Here is a 20,950-nt window from a genome sequence, read left to right on the forward strand (position 1 = left end):
ATATACACAAAAATAGTCAAATAAAATACTTTTTCTTACATTCACCTATAACCCGTCTTCCTACAGGGGAAACTATTTGTCAAATTATTTACATCCCCATGCAACCATTTACATCACTATACCATCTTACTTATAAATGATGTTTTTGGAACCTAAATATACCATTCACCAATTGATAGACCGCTGCCGGGCAGGCGAGCGGAAGGCACAGGAACTGCTTTATAAACAGTTCGCCTCAAAAATGCTGGGGGTGTGTATGCGCTACGCCGCCGACCGCATGGAGGCCGAAGATATGTTGCAGAATGGCTTTATAAGGGTTTTCAAAAAAATGGATGACTACCGGGGCCACGGATCATTCGAGGGCTGGGTTAGGCGCATTATGGTACACAGTTCAATTGAATATTACCGCAAGCATCATAAAATGATGCAGATGGTGGAGATTGACGAAGCCGGGCATGAGCCATCTGTTAACCCGATAGCTGCGGCCAACCTGGATGCAAAAGTGCTGATGGGCATGATACAACAATTAGCACCGGGTTACCGGATCGTGTTTAACCTTTATGCGCTGGAAGGTTACTCGCACAAAGAGATTGCAGAAATCGTGGGCATTACCGAGGGTGCCTCTAAATCGCAGTTATCAAGGGCACGTACAATTTTGAAAGAACAAATTGCTAAAATGGAGGGCAAAAGTTATGGATATGCAGGATAAGGAGCTGGACAGGCTGTTTCAACAAAAGCTTGATGACCTGGAGATACAACCATCGGCCGGTGTATGGCAGGGCATCAGCTCCGAACTAAACGGCGATAAGCGCAAAAGAACATTATTGCTCCTGCTGAGCGCAGCAGCGGGAATTGTATTGCTGATAACAGCCGGCATCCTGTTTATTCCGAAACAACCGGTTAAGGACAATGGCCAGCATCATTCAACCGAGATAGTTAAAACGCATGAAACGGTAAAACCGTCTGTTGCCGTTAAAGTTGAGCCCGTGGTACCTCCGGCCCCGGCTCAAAACAAAGTGCCTGCAAATCCGGTTATAGCTCCTGTTAACAATATAGCGCACGTTAATAAAACTAAACCCAATTTGACACCATTTGTACAACAGCCCGTAGTTACTGCCCAACCACCTGCAGCTGCCCATGCAGATGAGCCCTTATTGGCAAATGCCCCTGCCGTAGATTATCATGTTGTTAAAACCGATGCCCCGGATACAGCAACAAGGATCAGCCCAAAATCAGCCATTATTAACAGCGAAAAAGTACAGCCTGTATTGATAGCGCAAACACTTGCCCAATCTGTCCCGGCAACTGCCAAACCTGTTAAAAAACATCGCATCCGCAGCCTCGGTGATGTTTTTAACGTAGTGATAGCAGCGGTTGACAAACGTAAAGACAAAGTGATTGAATTTAGCAATACCGACGAAGATGACGCCACCATTACCGGCTTAAACCTGGGCTTCATTAAAGTAAAAAAAGAGAAAGATAAATAATATTTTAGCGAACGATAGATATACCACAACAATATGAAACGCCTTATTTTTACCATCATCATATGTTTTGCCGCGGGCTTTGTTTTTGCTCAAAGCACCCCTGCAGACTCTGCAAAAAACACCACGGATACTACCACCACCCATAACAAGCATGTTAAGGTAAAACTTGGCTTTGGCGATGATGTGCCGCAGGTAAACATTAACAGTAACGGACCTGATACCGCCTATCACGCACATAAAGCACCGGGCTTTTCATTCGGGGTAACCTTTTCAAGGATCGACCTTGGCTTTGCTACTTTGATTGATAACGGCAGCTTTACCTTGTCAAGCAAAAACAAGTTCCTGAGCTATCGCCAGTGGAAAACCAGCAACTTTGGTTTTGATGTGCTGCAGTTTGGCTACCGCTTTAACAGCTCCTTCAAAATTTACGTATCCGGCGGTTTCGACTGGACACATATCCGCCTCCGTAACGATATCACCATACAGCGTAACGCACCCGTGCTTACCTACGTTCAGGATAGTATCCACTTCAGCAAAAACCGCTTTTCATCAAGTTATCTGCGGATTCCCCTGTCATTTTATTACCGCAGCCACGAAGACGACCGGGGGAATTACTTCAGGCTGGTTGCCGGACCGGAGATTGGCATCTTGCTTAACGGGCGTGTAAAACAGATCAGTGACGAAAACGGCAAACAGAAATTCAATGACGACTATCATTTTGCGAAACTGCGCAAAGGTGTATTTGTGCGCATGGGTTACGGCATCATGGGCCTGTACGCCAAGTATTACTTCAACGATATGTTTGAGAACAGTCCCGATCAAAAAGGGTTGAGGAACTTCTCGTTTGGCTTGACGTTTGGCTTTTAAACAGAACCATGATTCTGAACCATGATTTTCAGGATTCAGGGATTACCATGATAGATAAGTAGATAGATAGATGACCTGCTCTATCCAATAATCCTTAAATCAGGCAAATCATGGTTCAAACGTTTATCTTTGCCCCTGATGTCAGAGATTCCTTTTTTGCAGGCAGTTGCAGTAAGTAAAATATACCCGGGAAAACAACAGGCCGGTGTAAAAAAAACCGGACTGGTCATTGAGCCGGGCAAGATCACAGCTATAATCGGCGAAAGCGGCAGTGGTAAAAGCACTTTACTCCGGTTGTTATACGGTCTGCTTTCTCCCGATGAAGGTACTGTTTACTTTAAAGGCGAACGCATTTGGGGACCTGAAGAAAAGCTGATCCCCGGTCATGATGCCATGAAAATGGTAACCCAGCATACCGATGATCTTAACCTGTTTGCCAAAGTTTGGGATAACGTAGCAGCTATGCTCCCTGCTACCAATCTTAAAGCCAAACAGGAGAAAACCGAAAGGGTACTTAGACAATTGAACATGCTTGCCATGGCCGATAAGCGTGTAGCCGACCTAAGCGGCGGCGAAAAACAGCGCGTAGCCATTGCCCGGGCCATCATCACCCATCCGCAGGTATTACTGCTCGACGAACCGTTTAACCAGGTTGACACTTCATTCAGGGAAGGCTTACAGCATGATATCAGGCAGATAGTTAAAGAAACAGGATTAACTGTGATCATGGTATCACACGACCCAGCCGAAGTGCTGTCCATGGCCGATGAACTTATCGTACTTAATAAAGGCGAAATAGTGGAGCACGGGGCACCTAAATCATTATACAAGCACCCTAAATATCTTTATACAGCCCAACTTTTGAGCAACTGCAATGTACTTACTGCCCATGAAGCACACCTTTGCGGTATTGAGACATCAAAGGAATATGCCGTTATCTATCCTGAGCAGATCAAAATAAAGCTGATAGCCGCAGTAAAAAGCTGGGGTGTTAAGCAGGTACTGTTTAAAGGTTTTTATGAGGATCTGATCCTTGAGCATGGCGGTATTATTCTCCGGGTTTTGAGTGAAGAGACAGGAAAATATACTGAAGGGGATTTTGTGGCGGTAAGGGTGGAAAAGTATCTGGAATATTAGTAGAAAACTCGTTACCAAACTTCCGATTAAGGGTAAGAATATGCTTTAGTTGTACATAACATCATCGGCCCGCTCAATCGCCGCGGAGTGGCTGTTACTTTTGTCTTGACACAAAAGTAACCAAAAAGTCAAGTCAGCAGGGAGGCTTCTTTGCCGCACAGGCCTTTGCCCTGCAAACCGGACAGAACCACGGGCTGCAATTATTTTGCCCTGCTGCGCTCGCACTTTCCCCTCCCTTCTGCAAAAACTTGCTATGCCCTTTCCTGCGCTCAAGGCCACCATTGTTCTGCCCGCTTTCACCCGAAGCTTACCTGCTGACGGGAACGGAAAAGAATTTCCTACAAAAAATAAACCGGCGCCATACCTCGCGTTGGCAACCGGTTTCTTAAACGTATATTTAAAAAAATCTTAATTCCTTAAATTAAGGCTCAGCATTACGAGGTTCTTATTTTCGATATAAGCTGTGCGCTCGTTCAACCTATCAAGGACCTGATCAAGCGCCAGGCGGGTCTTTTTCTTTTTAATGTTGAGTTTGCTGTAAACTGTTTCCTCGTATATCAGCTTATTGTTATCGTTATAAAACTTAATGGTTTGTACGCGGGGCAAATTAATGTTATGTTCAACCACCCAAAAACCGTGTGCGTTTGCTATTTTATTCTGAGCCTGCACTGCAGCTGCTGCAAATGCCAGGATACAAATTGTGATAATTAACTTTTTCATGGCCTTATTTTTAATTTATGAACTAAAATTAAAGGCTTATAAAATGTTATGAAAACAACATAGGCGCACTACCCCTCAATTAAGATAAACAGCGTTATAACACGATGAATAAACATTCAACCTCAAAAAGATACCGGAGTAGTTTAATTTTTGTAGTTCGTCATCAAATGATTGCAGTTTGTCGCAATTCATCTTAAAAGCAATTCAATTAAACTGTTTTGCAGTAAATTAGCTATATGAATAATGGTTTCGATCTGATGCTCAATAATGTTAAGCTGCCACGCTTCTGGCAGCACGTGATATTTTGGGTGATCGTATCGTTTTTCATCACGACGCTTTATTCTTTCCAAACTAATTTTTGGGTATCGTTTCGTAATAACCTTTTGTACATGCCCATTCAAATTGCTTACTACTATGCCATTGCCTACTGGTTGGTGCCTAGGTATGTTTTTGAAAAGCGGTATGTGATGTTCTTCCTGATGCTGATACCGCTTGTTTTTGCGTGTATGTTCATAAGCCGTACAATCGGGATCTTTTTTGTTGCCCCATACCTGATCCGGGTGATGCACGTAACTGATGCGGATTATATAGCATCTACCCATCGCCCGTTTTTTGAGCAACTAATGGACGGACAAAGCCTGGTAAACTCCTTTAAAGGCACCAACCTGTTCACGGGTTTTGTTTTGGCTATCAAACTATTTAAAATGTGGTACGAGCGTAAACAGGCTGCCCTCGAAGCCGAACTCAATGCACTGAAAGCCCAGGTACATCCGCATTTTTTATTTAATACGCTTAATAACCTTTACTCTTTAAGCCTCAATAACTCACCAAAATCGCCGCAGGCCATTATTGGCCTGTCGGACCTATTGCGGTATATGCTTTATGAATGCTCGGATAATGAGGTTTCATTGGAGAAGGAAGTGTTTATGATGCAGCAGTATGTAAAGCTCGAAAAACTTCGCTATGAAGAGCGCATTGATATCAACTTTACCATCACCGGTAATTTAAAAGATAAAACCATAGCGCCGTTGCTGATATTGCCGTTTATTGAAAACGCCTTTAAACATGGCACCAGCGAACAGGTTGGCGCCACCTGGATCAACATTGATATCAGCGTTACGGTAAACCACTTTAAGCTTAAAGTGGCCAACAGCAAGCCTGAGCACCCGGTTGAGGTGGGCGATACACCCGGGCATATCGGGTTAAAGAATGTTACCAAAAGGCTTAACCTGCTTTACCCTCACAACTCGCGCCTGAAGATCGTAAACGAAGAAGATACCTTTTTTGTGGCACTTGACCTCGACCTGAAAATCATAAAACAATCTGCTGCACAACAAATGGTAACCGCATGAAAATCCGCACACTTATAGTTGACGATGAACCACATGCCATTGAGGTGTTGAAAAACTATCTCGCGCGTTTTAGCGAAATGGAGGTTACCGCTACCTGCAATGACGGTATTGAAGCATTTCGCCTGTTGCAACAAAAACCTATCGATCTGATGTTCCTCGATATCCAGATGCCCGGAATAAAAGGGACTGATCTGTTAAAAAACCTTAAAAATCCGCCTAAAGTCATTTTCACTACCGCCCATAGCGAATACGCGCTTGATGGTTTTGAGCTGAACGCGGTTGATTATCTGTTAAAGCCAATCTCTTTCGAGCGTTTTCTACGTGCGGTAGATAAGATCTATCAATTGAACGAGCATAAAGGCAAACCTGTTATTACTCACGAAGAGCCAGTAAGCGATACACATACGTTCATTTATTTGAAGGTAGATCGTAAAACCATCAAGGTGAATATCAATGATATTTTATGGATAGAAAGCCTGCGCGATTATGTTAAAGTAGTGGCCGTAAACAACCAGGTTCATATCACCCGTCAAAAGATCAGCCTGCTTGAAGAGATGCTGCCCGAGAGCCGGTTCGTACGCATTCACCGGTCGTTTATAGTAGCGCTCAACAAAATAGATTCTTTCTATGCCTACAGCATGGACGTTGCCGGGCATGAACTGCCTATCGGCCGTAATTATAAGCAGGATGTTCAGAAAAAATTGAAGAATGAACGGTTGCAGATGGGGTGATGGACTTTAAGAGATAATTAAGCTTGTGGGTCAAAAATCATGTCAATTGCGACCGCAGCGCGGCAACCGCACGGAGGCATGTCTTGTCCTGAAATGAGTTTACACAAAAATAAACTACATGGAAAAGATCATTATTGATGGAAAAGGACATTATTCACTTGAATTTAAGCATTCAGTTATCAAAGAGTATTTGGCTGGCAGTGTTAGTCAAAAGGCGTTGTTGAGGAAATATGATATCAAGATACATAGTGGCATAACGCGTTGGATGCAGAAGTTAGGTTATGCAGAAGTTCCGGAAAAAGACAGATATTTGTCATCAGTAAAACCACTATCCTTGCCCGCAAAGAAGCCCCATAAAGATCCGCCTACAGGTGCCTTGTCGCAAGAACAACAACGCATCAAAGAACTCGAACGTCAGCTTGAAGATGAGCAGCTTCGCAGTGAAATGTACAAGCGTATGATCGAGATTGCTGAACGTGATCTTAATATTCCTATCCGAAAAAAGTCGGATACCAAGTGATCCATGAGATGAAAGACATGTATACAAGGATCAGCCTTGTACGATTATGTCGGTTACTTGGTATTACCCGTCAGGCCTATTATCAGCACTTTTGGCAACAAGAAGCATCTGGAATAGAGGATACACTTATATTGCAGGAGGTTGTCAGCATTCGCCAAGACCACCGGGCAATGGGTGGCAGGAAGCTTTATGAAAAGCTGCACCCTTTTTTGCTTGATCATGGCATTAAAATGGGACGGGATGCACTGTTCGACCTGTTGTCAGCTAATGGACTGTTAGTAAAGAAACGCCGCAGGCGGCATGTGACGACCTGGTCGGGTCACCGGTTCAACAGATGGCCGAATATCATACGCAGCCTGGAGGTCGTCAGGCCTAACCAACTGTGGGTAAGCGATATCACCTACTGGAAAGTAAAAGAAGAACATTTGTACATCAGTTTGATAACGGACGCTTATTCGCACAAAGTAGTTGGCTATCATTTGGCTGATACCTTAGAAACGATCGAAACGATACAGGCCTTGAAAATGGCTTTAAAAGACCTGCCTGAACAATTGCCGGAGGCACTTATACATCACTCGGACCGGGGAGTGCAATATTGCACAGAAAGCTATGTAAAGCTATTACAGGACAGATACATCAAGATCAGTATGACCGAGAACGGTGACCCATTAGAGAATGCCGTTGCTGAACGAATGAACGGCATTCTTAAAGAAGAATATCTTAAGCATCACCGGCCTGAGAATAAGCAACAAGCAAAACAATTACTGGATAGAGCTATCGAGTTGTATAACAAACACCGGCCACACTTCAGTATCGGTCTGCTAACGCCCCAACATGTGCATGATAAAAGCTTGCTACCTCAAAAATTGTGGAAGAACTATTATCGCAAAAACACTAACATTGTAAACGTATCACAGGACATCACTACACTTGTAAATACATAACAGGACTATCTCATAAAATGTAAACTTTTTTTAGGACGAGACAGCATATCAACGTCCCATCAGGGTCTCTCGCAGAGGACCCTGAGGTATACGCCAAGCTGATTCGCCGTTCTGAGTATCCTGATAGATATTTAGAACGCGGTGAACCTCAGGGTCCTCTGCGAGTTTAAGTTAACCCACAAAATCTAAACGTGCACTAAGTAGTTGTTGAAAAGCAAGTTTACGATTACGAGACTCCGCTGGAGTCCAATATCTCTTTAAATTTTGTCTATAAACACGTGGCCTCTCTGAGGCCGTATAGCACACCATCCATGCTGATTATATTATAAAATATTGCCGGCCCCAGCGGGGCCACGTGTTTATAGCCCTAAACGAGCATGTTTTTCGACTCCGTAGGTGCCGTGTTGAAATTATAAGGTTGGAAAATTTTGTGGGTTAACCTAAATCTGCGAGAGACCCTGAGGGAACGTGCGCTTTGCCACTCAACAGGCATATCGACGAAACCCCTCTCTACACCCTCCCAGGGCTACTGTGTGTACACATCTTTTAAATTCTATCAATAATTGAAAAAAATGTCATTTCGAACGAACCTGGTGGGAGAATTCGCGCAGGGGGTGAGGAGAAATCTTCTACGCCCTGCTTTTATTTTATAAGTATGATTGTAGAGCCTGATGTAGAAGATTTCTCTTTCGCCCCACTTCTTAGCCCGCCCCTGCTCAATCGAAATGACATTTTCTTTTATTTAAAAGATGTGTACACACTGTAGCTCCCAGGGAGGGAATCGCACAAGCCTACTTTTTTTATCTCTTCTGAACAGCTCTTCCTACGAAATCCACCAGTCATTCACCAAATTCAATTCATCTTTTGCACGGGTAACGGCGGTGTACCACCATTTGCAAAGTTCATAGTAGGATGCGCCGTACATGCTTTTATCTAAAAACAGGTAAACATTGTTCCACTCGCCGCCTTGCGCTTTATGGCAGGTAACTGCGTAACCGTACGAAACTTTGAGGCAATTGAGATAAGGATCTTCACGCATGGCTTCTTTATATGGTTCGCTCTTTTGATGATATCCTTTTGCCTTCATCTGATTGTTAAAATCAATCATCAGCGCTTTGGCTTGTTCGTTGGTGAGGTTACCCTTTAAACTTTCAAGTGTATCTAACGAAAGCAGCATCTTAAACTCTTTCCCGGAGGCCAGCGCGGTAACCAGCACTTTTTGGAATTTCATACCGAGCTTTTGCTGCACCTCTTCAAGCTCATTTACGATAACAAAGTCTCCGTTTGTTAACGGCACCGAATAGTTATTTTGTGTTACCAGCAGCACATCGCCAACCTGCAACGGCACATACCCCGAACCAAAAAGCTCGCGGCGCATATCCCGGTTTATCATTTGTACTTTTTTGTTGCTCCGCGCTATGGCCAGGCAGCTATTGGGGCCAGCCGCTTTATAATTAGCTGCATACAGGCTAAACATAGCATCATCTGTAGTATGCAGCTTCACATTGTTAAGGTTTGATGCCGGGATCTTAGGAAATTTGATCCGTTCCCGGCTTTCGGTCATGGCGCGGATAGCTCCTGCTAAAACCAATATATCGTTATCATCTTTATTGCGTTCTATTTTTGAGAGCTTAACTGACACCGGAAAACGCTGCTGTTTAGCCAGCCAATCAATGTCTAACGCCGGGCTAAACGCTTGCCCTACGGGCGGCAGCTGGCAGGGATCGCCAACAAAAATGATCTTGCTTTTACTGGCTACCTGGAAAAAATCCTGCAACAGGATACCTGACCCAAAAACAGCGATATTATTTCCCTCGGTCGGTGCCCCCGAAAGCATCGACGCCTCGTCAACAATATAAATGGTGGTTTCGCTATCTGCCGGGCGGGTTAAAAACTGCAGGGTCATTTGTCCGGCGATACCAGCCCCTGAACTTTCGGCCAGGGTTTCTTCATCAAGACCGTCTATCTTGTCAAAATTATATAATTCGCTGTGAACTGTTGAGGCGGAAAAGCCTGTTTTGCCCCTTAAAACTGTAGCCGCCCTGCCTGTTGCTGCCAGCATGCAAAATTTCTTTTCCTTTTCCTTCAGCCATTGTGCAATGTGCTGCATTAAAAAGGTTTTACCTGTACCGGCATAACCCTTCAGCACGAAAACATCAGCAGCCGGATGATCAAGAAATTTTTGGATTGCCTTGAATGCAGCTTTTTGATCTGTATTTAAAGTAAGGGGCACAGAGATCCTTTTTAATTAACAGGCTTAAAACCGGCAAACATATCACTGGCCTCGTTCAAAGTATTCAGCGGAGCATAATCACATACCTCAGCATATTCAGCCCACATTTGCTGCACGGCTTTGTTACTATGCGCGTTCGCAATGGCTTCAGCGCTTAGCCATTCAAAAACCTCTATGATAGTTCCATCGGTCGCTTCCATGATGATGGATTCGCGTTCAGTTACTAGCCCCTCTTGTTTAAGGCGCGGCAAATGTGTTTGCATTAATTGTTTTAGTGCTTCTTCTTTGCCAGGTTTAGGTTTGTAGGCAACAATTACAATCTGTCCCATGGTTTCAGTTTATTGTGGATGCAATTTACGAAAAAACTGTGAAGCCGTAATGCAGGTTTATGCGTTAGACGCTGCTTAAACCTGCACAAGGTTCAAAAAACAAAAACGGCGGCAAGCTAAACTTGTCGCCGTTTCTTTTAAGTCTCCCCTTTAGGGGAGATTTAGAGGGGCACTATTTCTTCCAAACGTTATTGTCCTGGTTGTAATCAGGCAATACTTTGTCCGGATCGTAAGTAACTGATTCAATTTCTTCTATTGATGGATATTTGAATGTCCATGAAGCGTAACGCTCCCAAATTTCAACCGGTAATTTTATACGGTCAACTTTACCGCCTTTGGTTTTGATCTCCAGGATAACCGGCATTGCCATTTTACCCAGGTTATCTAAGGTGATCAGCGAGCCTTTGGTTGGATCATTGTCAACATATTTCACATCGCTTACAGCAACATCCAGGCGCCAGTCGTTCAGGAACCAGCCTCTCCAAAACCATTGCAGGTTTTCGCCTGCCGCGTTTTCAATGGTACGGAAAAAATCGTCAGGTGTTGGGTGTTTAAATGCCCAGCGGTTGATATAAGTTTTAAACGCGAAATCAAAACGCTCAGGGCCTAAGATCTGCTCACGCAACAATACTAAACCGGCACTTGGTTTTGAGTAAAGCAAAGTACCTGTATTTCTTTCTTTCAGGTTGGCCGGCTGGCTCATGATAGGCTCAAGATCGGGCCTGGTAAAGAAAGCGCCTGTAGCATGCATATCAGGTACACGGGTGCCTTTGTATTCCCCATTATTGAAGTTGGCGGTAGACAGTGTGTTGATGAAAGTGTTAAAACCTTCATCCATCCAGCCGTACATACGTTCGTTTGAACCTACGATCATCGGGAACCAGGTGTGGCCAAACTCGTGATCGTTAACACCCCACAGACTTGCCTTTTTTGCTTTTGCTCCGCAGAATACAATACCCGGATATTCCATACCGCCTACAATACCGGCAACAGCTGTAGCCGCAGGATAAGGGTACTCAAACCATTTTGACGAGTTATACTCAATAGATTTTTTAACATATTCAGTTGAGCGGCCCCATGCGTCGTTGCCATCGCTTTCAACCGGGTAGGCTGATATTGCAGTTGATTTTTTACCGCTTGGCAAATCCATTTTGGCGGCATCAACAATAAATGCAGCTGACGAAGCCCATGAAGCATCACGGGCATTTTTAATTTTAAAATGCCAGGTTAACTGGGTTTTACCTGCCGGGCGTGATTTGGGATCGGTAACTTCGGTGGCCGAACGGATGATCACTGTGCTTTCGCTTTTTTCGGCGGCTGCCCAGCGTTTCAATTGCTCAGGTGTATATACCTCCTGTGGGTTCAATAATTCGCCCGAGGCTACTACGATATGGTTTGCAGGAGCTGTAATATTCAGGTCGAAGTCACCATATTCCAGGTAAAACTCGCCCGGGCCGCTGTACGGCAGGGTGTTCCAGCCCATCACATCATCATACACACATACGCGCGGGTACCATTGCGCAATGGTATATACTTTACCGTTTTGGGTTTGCAGGTAGCCCATACGGTCAGATCCGTAATTTGGAGAAACGAATGAATACTCGATTTTCAGCTTTGCCTGGCCGCCGTTGGCTGCAATCTCCTTCGGAAGGAAAACCTGCATCCTGGTATCGGTGATCAGGAATTTAACATCAACATATTCGCCTTTCTGGCCGGCAACCTTTACCGATTTAATTTTGTAACCGGCATCAAATGCTTCGCCGCGACCCCAATTACGGCTACCGGCTGGGGGAACGATGGCTGTACCTCTTGAATCAAGCTTAAATAAGTTTTGATCAAGCTGCATCCACATGAAACCTAATGTTTGCGGACTGTTGTTGGTATAAGTTAAAACTTCCGAACCGGTAATTTCGTTGGTTTGATCGTTCAGTTTGGCGTTCAATTGATAATCGGCACGGTTTTGCCAGTATTTAGCACCAGGCTCACCGCTTGCCGCGCGAAATTCGGTACCATTTTTAGTGTAAAACCCAGGACCAAAAGTTTCGTGATAATCGTAAACAGAACCGGCGGGTGTGGTAGAGGTGGTAGGCGCTGGCTGCTGGGCATAACCCACGCTTGCGGCCAACATAAAGGCAAGGCTGCAACCTGCCATCAGTTTTAGTTTCATGTTCAGTCAAATAAATTGCGTAAAGGAACAAGTATACTACAAATTAGGCAGATGCAAAGCGTTGGTAAAACGATTGTTACGGAGTTATTAAATAATTAAAGCCATGCTTAAAGCCTATATATCAGGTAGATTAAAAATATCAGCATTCCAATACATACTTTATGTTTTATGTTTACGTTTGTGCATTAGTAAACGAAAAACTCGGCTTATTAAATAGCTACCCTTATTACTTATGATAACATCAAATTACCCATGGATTGAATCCCCATTTTTTTACAAGATCCTGGAGACGAAAAACCTGACCGCTGAAGAAAAAAACTTATGCATCGATTATCATGAAAATGGCTTTACAACGTTAAGCAACTTTTTCCCTGCAAGCTTGATTGATAAAGTTCAACAAGAAACTGAAAAAAAAGCCTTTGACGCCAATTTTCCATTAAAAAATTATCGTGATAAACAAAGGGTTCAGGACTTTTGGGAGGTTTCAGAGGCGTGCCGTGACTTAGCTTCTTATCCTCCTGTTCTTAAACTACTGGAATTGTTTTACTGCAGAAAACCGATCCCGTTTCAAACATTAAATTTTAGTGTAGGAACACAACAAAGGGCTCATTCGGATACTATACACTTTAGTTCATTACCTGCAAAATTCATGTGCGGTGTATGGGTTGCGTTGGAGGACATAACAGAAGAAAATGGTCCATTATTCTATTATCCTGGCTCACACCGGCTGCCCGAATACAATTTTTCTCAAATCAAAGCAAGTGCTGATAGCAACAACTACGGCGACTACAAAGAATATGAGGACTTTATAGAAGAAATAATAGAAGTAAATTCATTTGAAAAGAAAGTATTTCATGCAAAAAAGGGAGATGTTTTAATTTGGTCGAGCAATATATTACATGGAGGTATGCCAGTTTTGAAAGCGGATTCATCAAGATGGTCACAGGTAACACATTACTTTTTTGAGGATTGTTATTATTATACACCAATGCTAAGCAATATGGTTACTGATGAACTTTTCTTAAGACACAATTTAACCAACATTGCAACAGGCGAAAAAGCTGAACCAAATTATAATGGCCAAAAACTTAACTATTTAAAAGTTAATAAAACCCAGTATATATTTAATACTACCGAAAACAGAAAAGGCCTAATTAAGTTATTATTTAAGGCCCTGTTCAAGAAAAAACGATAATTTAAGCAATACAGCCTCGTTAATATCGAAGTTAAAATGGCTTAGTATTGTACTAAACCATTCCTAAGATCCATTTCATTGCATCATTAATATGAAATGGATCTTAGAATATCCCCAGAGACATCCCTACTTCCCCAAAAAATGATCGGCATAAATCTTTTCATCAAAGCCGAAAAAAAGGAAACCATTATCCTCAATAACCGGGCGTTTAATCATGCTGGTTTTTTGCTGTAATAATTGCAGTGCATCAGTATTGGTTTTGATGCTTTCTTTAACTATGGGGTCAAGTTGCTTCCAGGTGAGGCCTTGTTTGTTCAGGAACTTTTCATAGCCTGCTTTAGTATCCCATTCCTGCAGCTTTTCGGTACTTACGCCCAGCTTTTTAAAATCCTGGAAATCATAAGCTACTTTATTTTCTTTAAGCCAGTCGAGGGCTTTTTTTACTGTATTGCAATTGGTTATTCCGTAAACTTTCATGGGGTAAATTTACGGTTTTGGATATATCCAGAGCATACACTATTGCAAGTCCGTTGTTCTTTTACAAAGAGGCGATACAAAACAAAAAAAGGCGCAATTACGCGCCCCTCCTAAACAAATATCCATCAGCAATTAACCATTGCCACCGCCATTGCTTTTGCCGCCGCTTTTGGTATCATCATTGTTAATACCGCGTTGGTTCTTTTTAATATCGCTGCTCAGTTTACCGAATTTATAATTCAGTCTGATAGCGAAATGCCTGTAGCGGTTATGATATAACGATTCCTGGTCAAAATCAACCGTGTGGGTGGTCGACCGGAAAGTACGGTACTTGCTGTACGGATTGTTGGCTACTAATGATATAGTCATTTTCTTATTCAGGAGTTCTTTCGAAACCACATAGGAGTTATAAATAAAATTGCTCGATTTACCCTGTAAAGTAACATCACCGCTGAAGAAACCGGCATCGAGGCCAATACGATAGCCACCATCAAACTTATAACCAATATTGGCGAAAGCATTTCCGGTGTAACCATCGTTTTTATAAAACTGGCCATTATAAGTGCCTTTTAACCATACGTGCGAAATTTGCCCGTTGATATTAACAGTAAACTTTTTAGTGATAGAATAATTGGTATTAAGGTTTAACCCCAGCGACCGGTTACTGCCCAAATTTTGATAAGTTGTAAAGGTAACTGTATCAATATGATCGCCCATATTGTTTTGAACTAAGCTGGTTACATTTTGGATAGCATTGTTAGAGAACGCATAGCTTAAACCAACATTAACAGATCCTTTTGAAAAATTGCTATAGTTCAGTTCAAAGGTATTGTTCAATTCAGGTTTCAGATCGGGGTTACCGGTACTGATGAATTTAGGGTTCGATTTATCGATAAAAGGGTTCAGCTGGTAAATGCCCGGTCTCTGGATGCGCTGGGTGAAGCCCAAACTAATACTGCTGCTTTTCATTGAGCGCTGAACAGACACCGATGGGATAAAATTATTATAGTTTTTATCAAGCGGCGTACCTGTAAACACGGCATTTACCTGCGTATGTTCCAAACGTAAGCCCGCCTTCCCTGTCCATTTATCAAACTTTAACTGGTACGAGTTATAAGCGCTGTACACATCCTGGTGATAATCAAATGCGCCTGTTTGAGTTGTGTTTACATTATACACCGAACTGGTTGAATCTTTGTCCTCACGCCTGTAATCGCTGAAATTGTTACGCAGGATCACTTTACCACCAGCCTCTATACTGATTTTTTTTAAGGGATAAGCATAATCTAACTGGAAGGTATGTTCGCGGTTACCGGCATTATTATACTGCCTGAAATCGGGCTGAAGGGCATTGTAATAATTAACCCTGTCCGAAAACTGGTTATCGGTAAAATTCTTGCTCGGTCCGTAGCTGTATTTATACGATAACGTAAGCAACTCATCCTTATGCCCTTTAAACCCTAACTGATAGTTGATGGATGCATCAAGTCCCTGATCGTGATTATAGCTATTGCTTAACAGGTTATAGCCCTGGGTAAGCGTACCGGCGGCATTTGTCTGGGCCGAACGTTGTGACCCGTCCTGATCAAACTCGCCGTGAAAAAATTCAAATGAACCGGTGAGCAGGTTCAAAGTATCTATCTCATAGCTTAGTTCGGCATTGGCGTAGCGATACTTACCGCCAAATGAGTTACTTCCGGTTTGCAATATCTCCGATTCGGGATTAAAGAAAGTTTGTTTTGTGGTTGAGGTATTGGTATTACGCCTTTGGGTGCCAAAACCTGCATAGCCGGAAACCCCAAACTTCCCTTGCTTGGCAGTCATGTTGAGGTTATAGCCAGGCCCCCAAACGCTGTTATAACGCAAATTGACGCTGCCGTTATAGCCCTGGTCGGCGTTCTTTTTAGTGATGATATTGATGATACCTGCCAAACCCTCCGCGTCATACTTTGCCGGCGGTGTGGTGATCACCTCAATTTTTTCGATATTGGTGGCCGGCATAGCCTTTAGCACGTCCGACGGGTTTTTAGCCATCAGCGCCGATTCTTTTCCGTTGATCAGGATCTTGTATTTACCGCTGCCTTTTAACTTGATGTTATCGTCACCGTCGACAGCTAAAAGCGGCACCTTGCGCATCATATCCAATGCCGATACCGCCTTGCTTTCCGGGTCGGCGGTAACGTCGTAACTGAGGCGGTCAACCTCCTGCTTCATTACGGGCTTTACGGCGGTAATGGTTACTTCGTTCAATTGTTTGCTTGATGCTGCTACCAGGATCCGCCCTGCGTCAAACGCTTTACCATTTATTTTTACAGGGAGCACTTTGGTTGCATATCCCACAGAAGCTACTACCAATTGATAGGTTTTGCCTTCGGGGGCTTTTAGCTCAAAGCTACCATCGTCTTTAGCAAGGGTACTCTTCACCGGGGTTTTGGTTGCGGCATCCTGCAGCGCTACTGTGCCATACCCCAATGGCTTGTTGGTTGCAGAATCGATCACAGTACCTTTAACTGTTATATTTTCAACAGCAACCGGTGCAGCAGCCTGGGCCATGGCCATGCCCGTGACAAAACAGCAGAGCACTGTTAGTAAAAATTGTTTCATAATTGCGATTTTGGTCATAAGACGTTTAAGATACCCGGGTGTGACAGCAAAAAGTATGCGTTTAACACTTTTTAACGTTTGCCACGGCCGGGTAACGGATTAGTTACTCAGGTTATTAATTGCGGCTTCCGCTGCTGGTATCATCATTATTAATACCACGTTGATTTTTCTTTATGCTACTGTTAAGCCTGCCAAATTTGTAGCTCAGGCTCACGTTAATGGTGCGATAAAAGTTGTTGTTAGCGGTGTAAGTATCAAAGTCGGGCGTTTTGGTATAGAAATCGAGTTTGTTGAATTTTTTAAATGGATTATTAACATTTACTGATAGTGTGGCCTTTTCTTTAAACATGGTTTTGGTGCCGCTGATTGAACTGAAGAAATAATAATTATCCTTTCCCTGCAGCAACACATAACGGCTATCATAACCAATGTTAAGTCCTGCACGATAGCCGCCATCAAACTTGTAGCTGGTATAAGTAAAAATGTGACCCTGGTTACCGCTGTTTTTATAAAGCGAACCGTTATAATATCCCTTAAGCCAAACAAATAACAATTCGGCATTAATGTTTACGTTCAGTTTGGAGGTTATAGGATAATTGATATTTGCGTCAAAACCCCAGTTTTTATTGGAACCCACGTTATCATAAGTGTTGGTAGTCACTCCGGCCGAATCAACCCGCGCCAGGTTTTGTACCGTATTATTGGCAAACGAATAATTGGTGCTCAGGTTAATAGAACCTTTGGCAAAGTTGCTGTATCCCAGCTCAAAATTATTAGTAACTGCCGCCTTCAAATTAGGATTACCCATATTGACATATTGCGGGTTTGTACGATCAGTAAAAGGGTTTAACTGGTAGATGCCCGGGCGTTGGATACGCTGCGTAAAGCCCAGCGTAAGGCTGCTGCTTTTTAAGCTTTTTTGAATAGATACCGAGGGAATGAGGTTATTATAATCCTGGTGAACAGTGCTGTTTGTGGTCGAAAAATCGGCGTTAACGGTAGTATGTTCTAAACGCAGACCTCCTTTAAAGGCCCATTTGGCAAGCTTTATCGAATAAGAGTTATACAAACTGTAAACGTCCTGCTTGTAAGTAAAATCGTTGGTTTGGCTGTCATTAGTTTGGTAAACACCTGGCTGTGTTAAAGTATCGGTATGGAAATTACTAAAGTTGTTCCTCAAAATAACTTTACCGCCGGCCTCAAGTGTCAATACCTTTGCCGGCTGGATATAATCTAACTGAAAGGCGTGCTGTTTTGAACCGGATTTATTGTACTGCTTATAATCTGCCGGGGGCGGGACACCAATTTTATCGGCGCCTGATGTAGCATTGTTGTTTTGATCGTTATTGTTATTGTTGTACTTATATGATACCGTTAATAACTGATCTTTATGATTTTTAAATCCCAGCTGGTAGTTCAAGCCGGCGTCTGCACCATGAAATGTACTATTGCCCGAATTAAATAAGCGATAAAACTGGGTAACAGCATCAGCACTATCGACAATATTGGTAACCTGGTTATTTTGTTGCTTACCTTTCCCATTATAAAAATCATACATCCCTGTAATGAGGTTAAGCGTATCTACTTCATAGCTCAGCTCGCCGCTGGCATATACATTGTTGGCTCCATTGCCTCTTGTACCGGTTTGGTTAAGTGATGATTTAGGATGATAAAAATTGGTGATGTTTTCAAACGATGAAGTTTGTACCGGCCTGTGATTATAGCCTGCATACCCCGCGAAACCAAATTTACCCTGCTTTACGGTTACGTTCACATTCCCACGTTCGCCAAAAACATTGTTGTAGCCGGTGTTGAGACTTACGTTATAGCCCTGGTCTGCATTCTTTTTGGTGATGATATTGATGATCCCTGCTAAACCTTCTGCATCATATTTTGCAGGCGGCGTCGTGATCACTTCTATCTTTTCGATATTGGCAGCCGGCATAGATTTCAACACATCCGATGGGTTCTTAGCCATCATGGCCGACTCTTTTCCGTTGATCAGGATCTTATAATTATCATTGCCTCTCAACTTGATATTATCGCTTCCGTCAACCGATAACAAGGGCACTTTACGGATCATATCCAAAGCAGTAATTGATTTGCTTTCCGGGTCGGCTTGCACATCATAGCTCAGGCGGTCAACCTCCTGTTTCATCACCGGCCTCACCGCAGTCACGGTAACTTCTTTTAATTGCTTGCTCGATGCAGAGAGCAGGACCCGGCCTGCATTAAATGTATTGTTTGTAAGTTTTACGGGGAGAGTTTTAGTAGTATAGCCAATAAAAACAGCTACCAACTGGTAAGTTTTCCCTTCGGGCGCTTTGAGTTCAAAACTGCCGTCATCTTTAGCCAGCGTGCTTTTTACCGGGGCTTTGGTGGCGGCATCCTGCAGCGCGACAGTAACATACCCCATTGGCTTGTTATTAGCAGAATCAATGATGCTACCTTTTACAATAATATTGGGTACAGCTGGCGCGGCGGTAGTTTTTGTTTGAGCAAATAAGAGCGTAGAAAAGTAACAGCAAAGTACCGTTAACAGGATTTGTTTCATAAGGTTATTTAGGTTTACAAGACGTAAGTACACACCCGTGTGTTACAACACGAATTGAAATTCAAACGAAATTTTAACTAATTTATTAGTTTGTAACAGCCATGTTACTTATTATAGCGCGTCATGGTAAGTTCGGTACCTATGGTGGCAAAACTTTTGATCATCTCTATCGATCGGTCTATCAATGCCGGGAGTTCGGGTTTCTCATCTTCATCAAAACCGCTCAGCACATAATCAACCTGCCTGCCTTTAGGGTAGTTATCGCTTACGCCAAAACGCAAACGGGCGTAGTTATTATGGCCGAGGGTAGCTTCGATATGTTTAAGCCCGTTATGGCCTGCGGCGCTGCCTTTCGGTTTAAGGCGAAGGGTACCCAGTGGCAGGGCGATGTCATCTACAATAACCAATACATTTTCAATAGGGATCTTCAAGTCCTTCATCCAATGGTTAAGGGCTTTGCCGCTCAGGTTCATGTAGGTAGTTGGTTTAACAAGGCACAGGGTGCGGCCTTTGTGCGATACCTCGGTATAGTAAGCCAAACGCGAGTTTTGAAACCTTGCCCCCTCCTGTTTAGCCAATTCATCCAACACCATAAAACCGATATTATGCCGGGTATCAGCATACTCCGGACCGATATTTCCTAAACCTACTATTAAATATTTCATAAGCCCTCTACCCTCTAAAGGGGACACTGAAAAGCTATCCAAAAACAAATAAAACCAGCGTCATTGCGAGGTACGAAGCAATCCCCGATTTGCAGATCCGCCCTGTATAGTTTGGGATTGCTTCGTACCTCGCAATGACGTTTTTATTTTTATTTCAGATAACTTCCGAATGATTATTAAAATTTTATGCGAAGATATTATTTATTGCTTAAACAAAAACAGCGATAGAAATTACTCTACCGCTGTTTTCCTTTTTACCTCTTACTCCCCCTTTAGGGGGCTGGGGGCTTATTTTTTGCCTGAAGCTGCTTCCTGTTCTGCCTGACGTAATGCACGTGAGGTGGTTACAGAAACAATAGTGTCTTCTTTAGCATTGGTGATCACTAAGTTATCTAATTTAATATCAGATACTTTTACTGATTTACCAACTTCAAGAGATTCGATGCTTACTTCAATAGCATCAAGATGATCTTTAGGAAGCGCTTTGATACGCAGTTTCCTTAATTTCTGAACCAGTTTACCACCTACTTTAACACCAGGAGAAGTGCCGGTTAATTTAACTGGGATCTCGATGGTGATAGGTTTTTTCTCATCTAACAATAAAAAGTCAACGTGAGTGATTTTTTCAGTTAGTGGGTGGAACTGGATGTCCTGGATGATCGCTTGTGATTTAACACCGGCAATTTCCAGATCGATGAAATGAACAACCGGAGTGTAAACTACGGCTCTCAAATCAGCTGCGGACACTGCAAAGTGGGTTTGTGTAGCACCACCATAAAGAACTGCAGGCACTAAGCCATTGTAACGCAGCTCTTTCGCGTCTCTTTTCCCTACGTTCTCTCTTAGAGAACCGCTAATAGCAATTGATTTCATTTATTTTTATTTGTTTATTATTTAAGCCTCACCCCAACCCCTCTCCGGAAGAGAGGGGCTTTTGTAAGGATATTTTAATTCTACTTCAAACCTTT

General features: G+C 43.0%; 18 protein-coding genes. 9 read left to right on the forward strand and 9 right to left on the reverse strand.

What is annotated here, in order from left to right; translation table 11 throughout:
- Positions 1–139 precede the first annotated feature (139 nt).
- The 4 genes from SNE26_RS18495 to SNE26_RS18510 all read left to right on the forward strand — a co-directional run bounded on the left by SNE26_RS18495 (position 140) and on the right by SNE26_RS18510 (position 3,491).
- Positions 140–709, forward strand: coding sequence for an RNA polymerase sigma factor (locus SNE26_RS18495; RefSeq protein ID WP_321560042.1), 570 nt, complete (start codon positions 140–142; stop codon positions 707–709).
- Positions 693–1,487 carry a hypothetical protein gene (locus SNE26_RS18500; RefSeq protein ID WP_321555393.1) on the forward strand — a complete coding sequence of 265 codons (795 nt, stop codon included), beginning with the start codon at positions 693–695 and terminating at the stop codon, positions 1,485–1,487. Before SNE26_RS18495 ends, SNE26_RS18500 begins: the two co-directional genes overlap by 17 nt.
- Before the next feature lie 33 nt (positions 1,488–1,520).
- Positions 1,521–2,354: an outer membrane beta-barrel protein gene (locus SNE26_RS18505; RefSeq protein ID WP_321555394.1), complete on the forward strand. Its 834-nt coding sequence runs from the start codon at positions 1,521–1,523 to the stop codon at positions 2,352–2,354.
- A 138-nt stretch (positions 2,355–2,492) separates the two neighbouring features.
- Positions 2,493–3,491 (forward strand): ABC transporter ATP-binding protein, encoded by a 999-nt coding sequence (locus SNE26_RS18510; protein ID WP_321555395.1) that lies wholly within the window; start codon positions 2,493–2,495, stop codon positions 3,489–3,491.
- A 408-nt stretch (positions 3,492–3,899) separates the two neighbouring features.
- Here the strand turns inward: SNE26_RS18510 and SNE26_RS18515 are convergent, their stop codons facing one another.
- Entirely contained in the window at positions 3,900–4,211 is a 312-nt protein-coding gene (locus tag SNE26_RS18515) for a hypothetical protein (protein ID WP_321555396.1), read from the reverse strand.
- A 236-nt stretch (positions 4,212–4,447) separates the two neighbouring features.
- Here SNE26_RS18515 and SNE26_RS18520 point away from each other — a divergent pair, with 236 nt between their 5' ends.
- From SNE26_RS18520 to SNE26_RS18535, 4 genes are all read left to right on the forward strand, one after another.
- Positions 4,448–5,563, forward strand: a complete 1,116-nt coding sequence (locus SNE26_RS18520; protein ID WP_321555397.1) for a histidine kinase — start codon at positions 4,448–4,450, stop codon at positions 5,561–5,563.
- Positions 5,560–6,294 carry a LytTR family DNA-binding domain-containing protein gene (locus tag SNE26_RS18525; RefSeq protein WP_321555398.1) on the forward strand — a complete coding sequence of 245 codons (735 nt, stop codon included), beginning with the start codon at positions 5,560–5,562 and terminating at the stop codon, positions 6,292–6,294. The genes SNE26_RS18520 and SNE26_RS18525 overlap by 4 nt, the downstream gene beginning before the upstream one ends.
- A gap of 118 nt (positions 6,295–6,412) precedes the next feature.
- Positions 6,413–6,814 carry a hypothetical protein gene (locus SNE26_RS18530; protein ID WP_321554648.1) on the forward strand — a complete coding sequence of 134 codons (402 nt, stop codon included), beginning with the start codon at positions 6,413–6,415 and terminating at the stop codon, positions 6,812–6,814.
- Between the two features lie 8 nt (positions 6,815–6,822).
- Entirely contained in the window at positions 6,823–7,758 is a 936-nt protein-coding gene (locus SNE26_RS18535; protein WP_321554647.1) for an IS3 family transposase, read from the forward strand.
- A gap of 823 nt (positions 7,759–8,581) precedes the next feature.
- Here the strand turns inward: SNE26_RS18535 and SNE26_RS18540 are convergent.
- The 3 genes from SNE26_RS18540 to SNE26_RS18550 all read right to left on the reverse strand — a co-directional run bounded on the left by SNE26_RS18540 (position 8,582) and on the right by SNE26_RS18550 (position 12,487).
- Positions 8,582–9,991: an AAA family ATPase gene (locus SNE26_RS18540; protein WP_321555399.1), complete on the reverse strand. Its 1,410-nt coding sequence runs from the start codon at positions 9,989–9,991 to the stop codon at positions 8,582–8,584.
- Positions 9,992–10,002: 11 nt separating this feature from the next.
- Complete coding sequence (locus tag SNE26_RS18545; protein ID WP_321555400.1) at positions 10,003–10,320, reverse strand: hypothetical protein; 318 nt, start codon at positions 10,318–10,320, stop codon at positions 10,003–10,005.
- 172 nt (positions 10,321–10,492) lie between these two features.
- Positions 10,493–12,487 carry a M1 family metallopeptidase gene (locus tag SNE26_RS18550; protein WP_321555401.1) on the reverse strand — a complete coding sequence of 665 codons (1,995 nt, stop codon included), beginning with the start codon at positions 12,485–12,487 and terminating at the stop codon, positions 10,493–10,495.
- Positions 12,488–12,719: 232 nt separating this feature from the next.
- Here SNE26_RS18550 and SNE26_RS18555 point away from each other — a divergent pair, with 232 nt between their 5' ends.
- Entirely contained in the window at positions 12,720–13,682 is a 963-nt protein-coding gene (locus tag SNE26_RS18555) for a phytanoyl-CoA dioxygenase family protein (RefSeq protein ID WP_321555402.1), read from the forward strand.
- Between the two features lie 126 nt (positions 13,683–13,808).
- On the opposite strand, the gene SNE26_RS18560 is transcribed toward SNE26_RS18555, so the two are convergent.
- The 5 genes from SNE26_RS18560 to SNE26_RS18580 all read right to left on the reverse strand — a co-directional run bounded on the left by SNE26_RS18560 (position 13,809) and on the right by SNE26_RS18580 (position 20,855).
- Positions 13,809–14,159, reverse strand: coding sequence for a Spx/MgsR family RNA polymerase-binding regulatory protein (locus SNE26_RS18560; protein ID WP_321555403.1), 351 nt, complete (start codon positions 14,157–14,159; stop codon positions 13,809–13,811).
- 132 nt (positions 14,160–14,291) lie between these two features.
- On the reverse strand, positions 14,292–16,763 hold the full coding sequence (locus tag SNE26_RS18565) for a TonB-dependent receptor domain-containing protein (protein WP_321555404.1): 2,472 nt from the start codon (positions 16,761–16,763) through the stop codon (positions 14,292–14,294).
- A 115-nt stretch (positions 16,764–16,878) separates the two neighbouring features.
- Positions 16,879–19,317 carry a TonB-dependent receptor domain-containing protein gene (locus SNE26_RS18570; protein ID WP_321555405.1) on the reverse strand — a complete coding sequence of 813 codons (2,439 nt, stop codon included), beginning with the start codon at positions 19,315–19,317 and terminating at the stop codon, positions 16,879–16,881.
- Positions 19,318–19,421: 104 nt separating this feature from the next.
- Positions 19,422–19,982 carry an aminoacyl-tRNA hydrolase gene (gene pth / locus SNE26_RS18575; RefSeq protein ID WP_321555406.1) on the reverse strand — a complete coding sequence of 187 codons (561 nt, stop codon included), beginning with the start codon at positions 19,980–19,982 and terminating at the stop codon, positions 19,422–19,424.
- Positions 19,983–20,270: 288 nt separating this feature from the next.
- Positions 20,271–20,855, reverse strand: a complete 585-nt coding sequence (locus tag SNE26_RS18580) for a 50S ribosomal protein L25/general stress protein Ctc (protein ID WP_321555407.1) — start codon at positions 20,853–20,855, stop codon at positions 20,271–20,273.
- Positions 20,856–20,950: the final 95 nt, after the last annotated feature.

The sequence above is a fragment of the Mucilaginibacter sp. cycad4 genome, from assembly GCF_034263275.1.
GTDB lineage: Bacteria > Bacteroidota > Bacteroidia > Sphingobacteriales > Sphingobacteriaceae > Mucilaginibacter.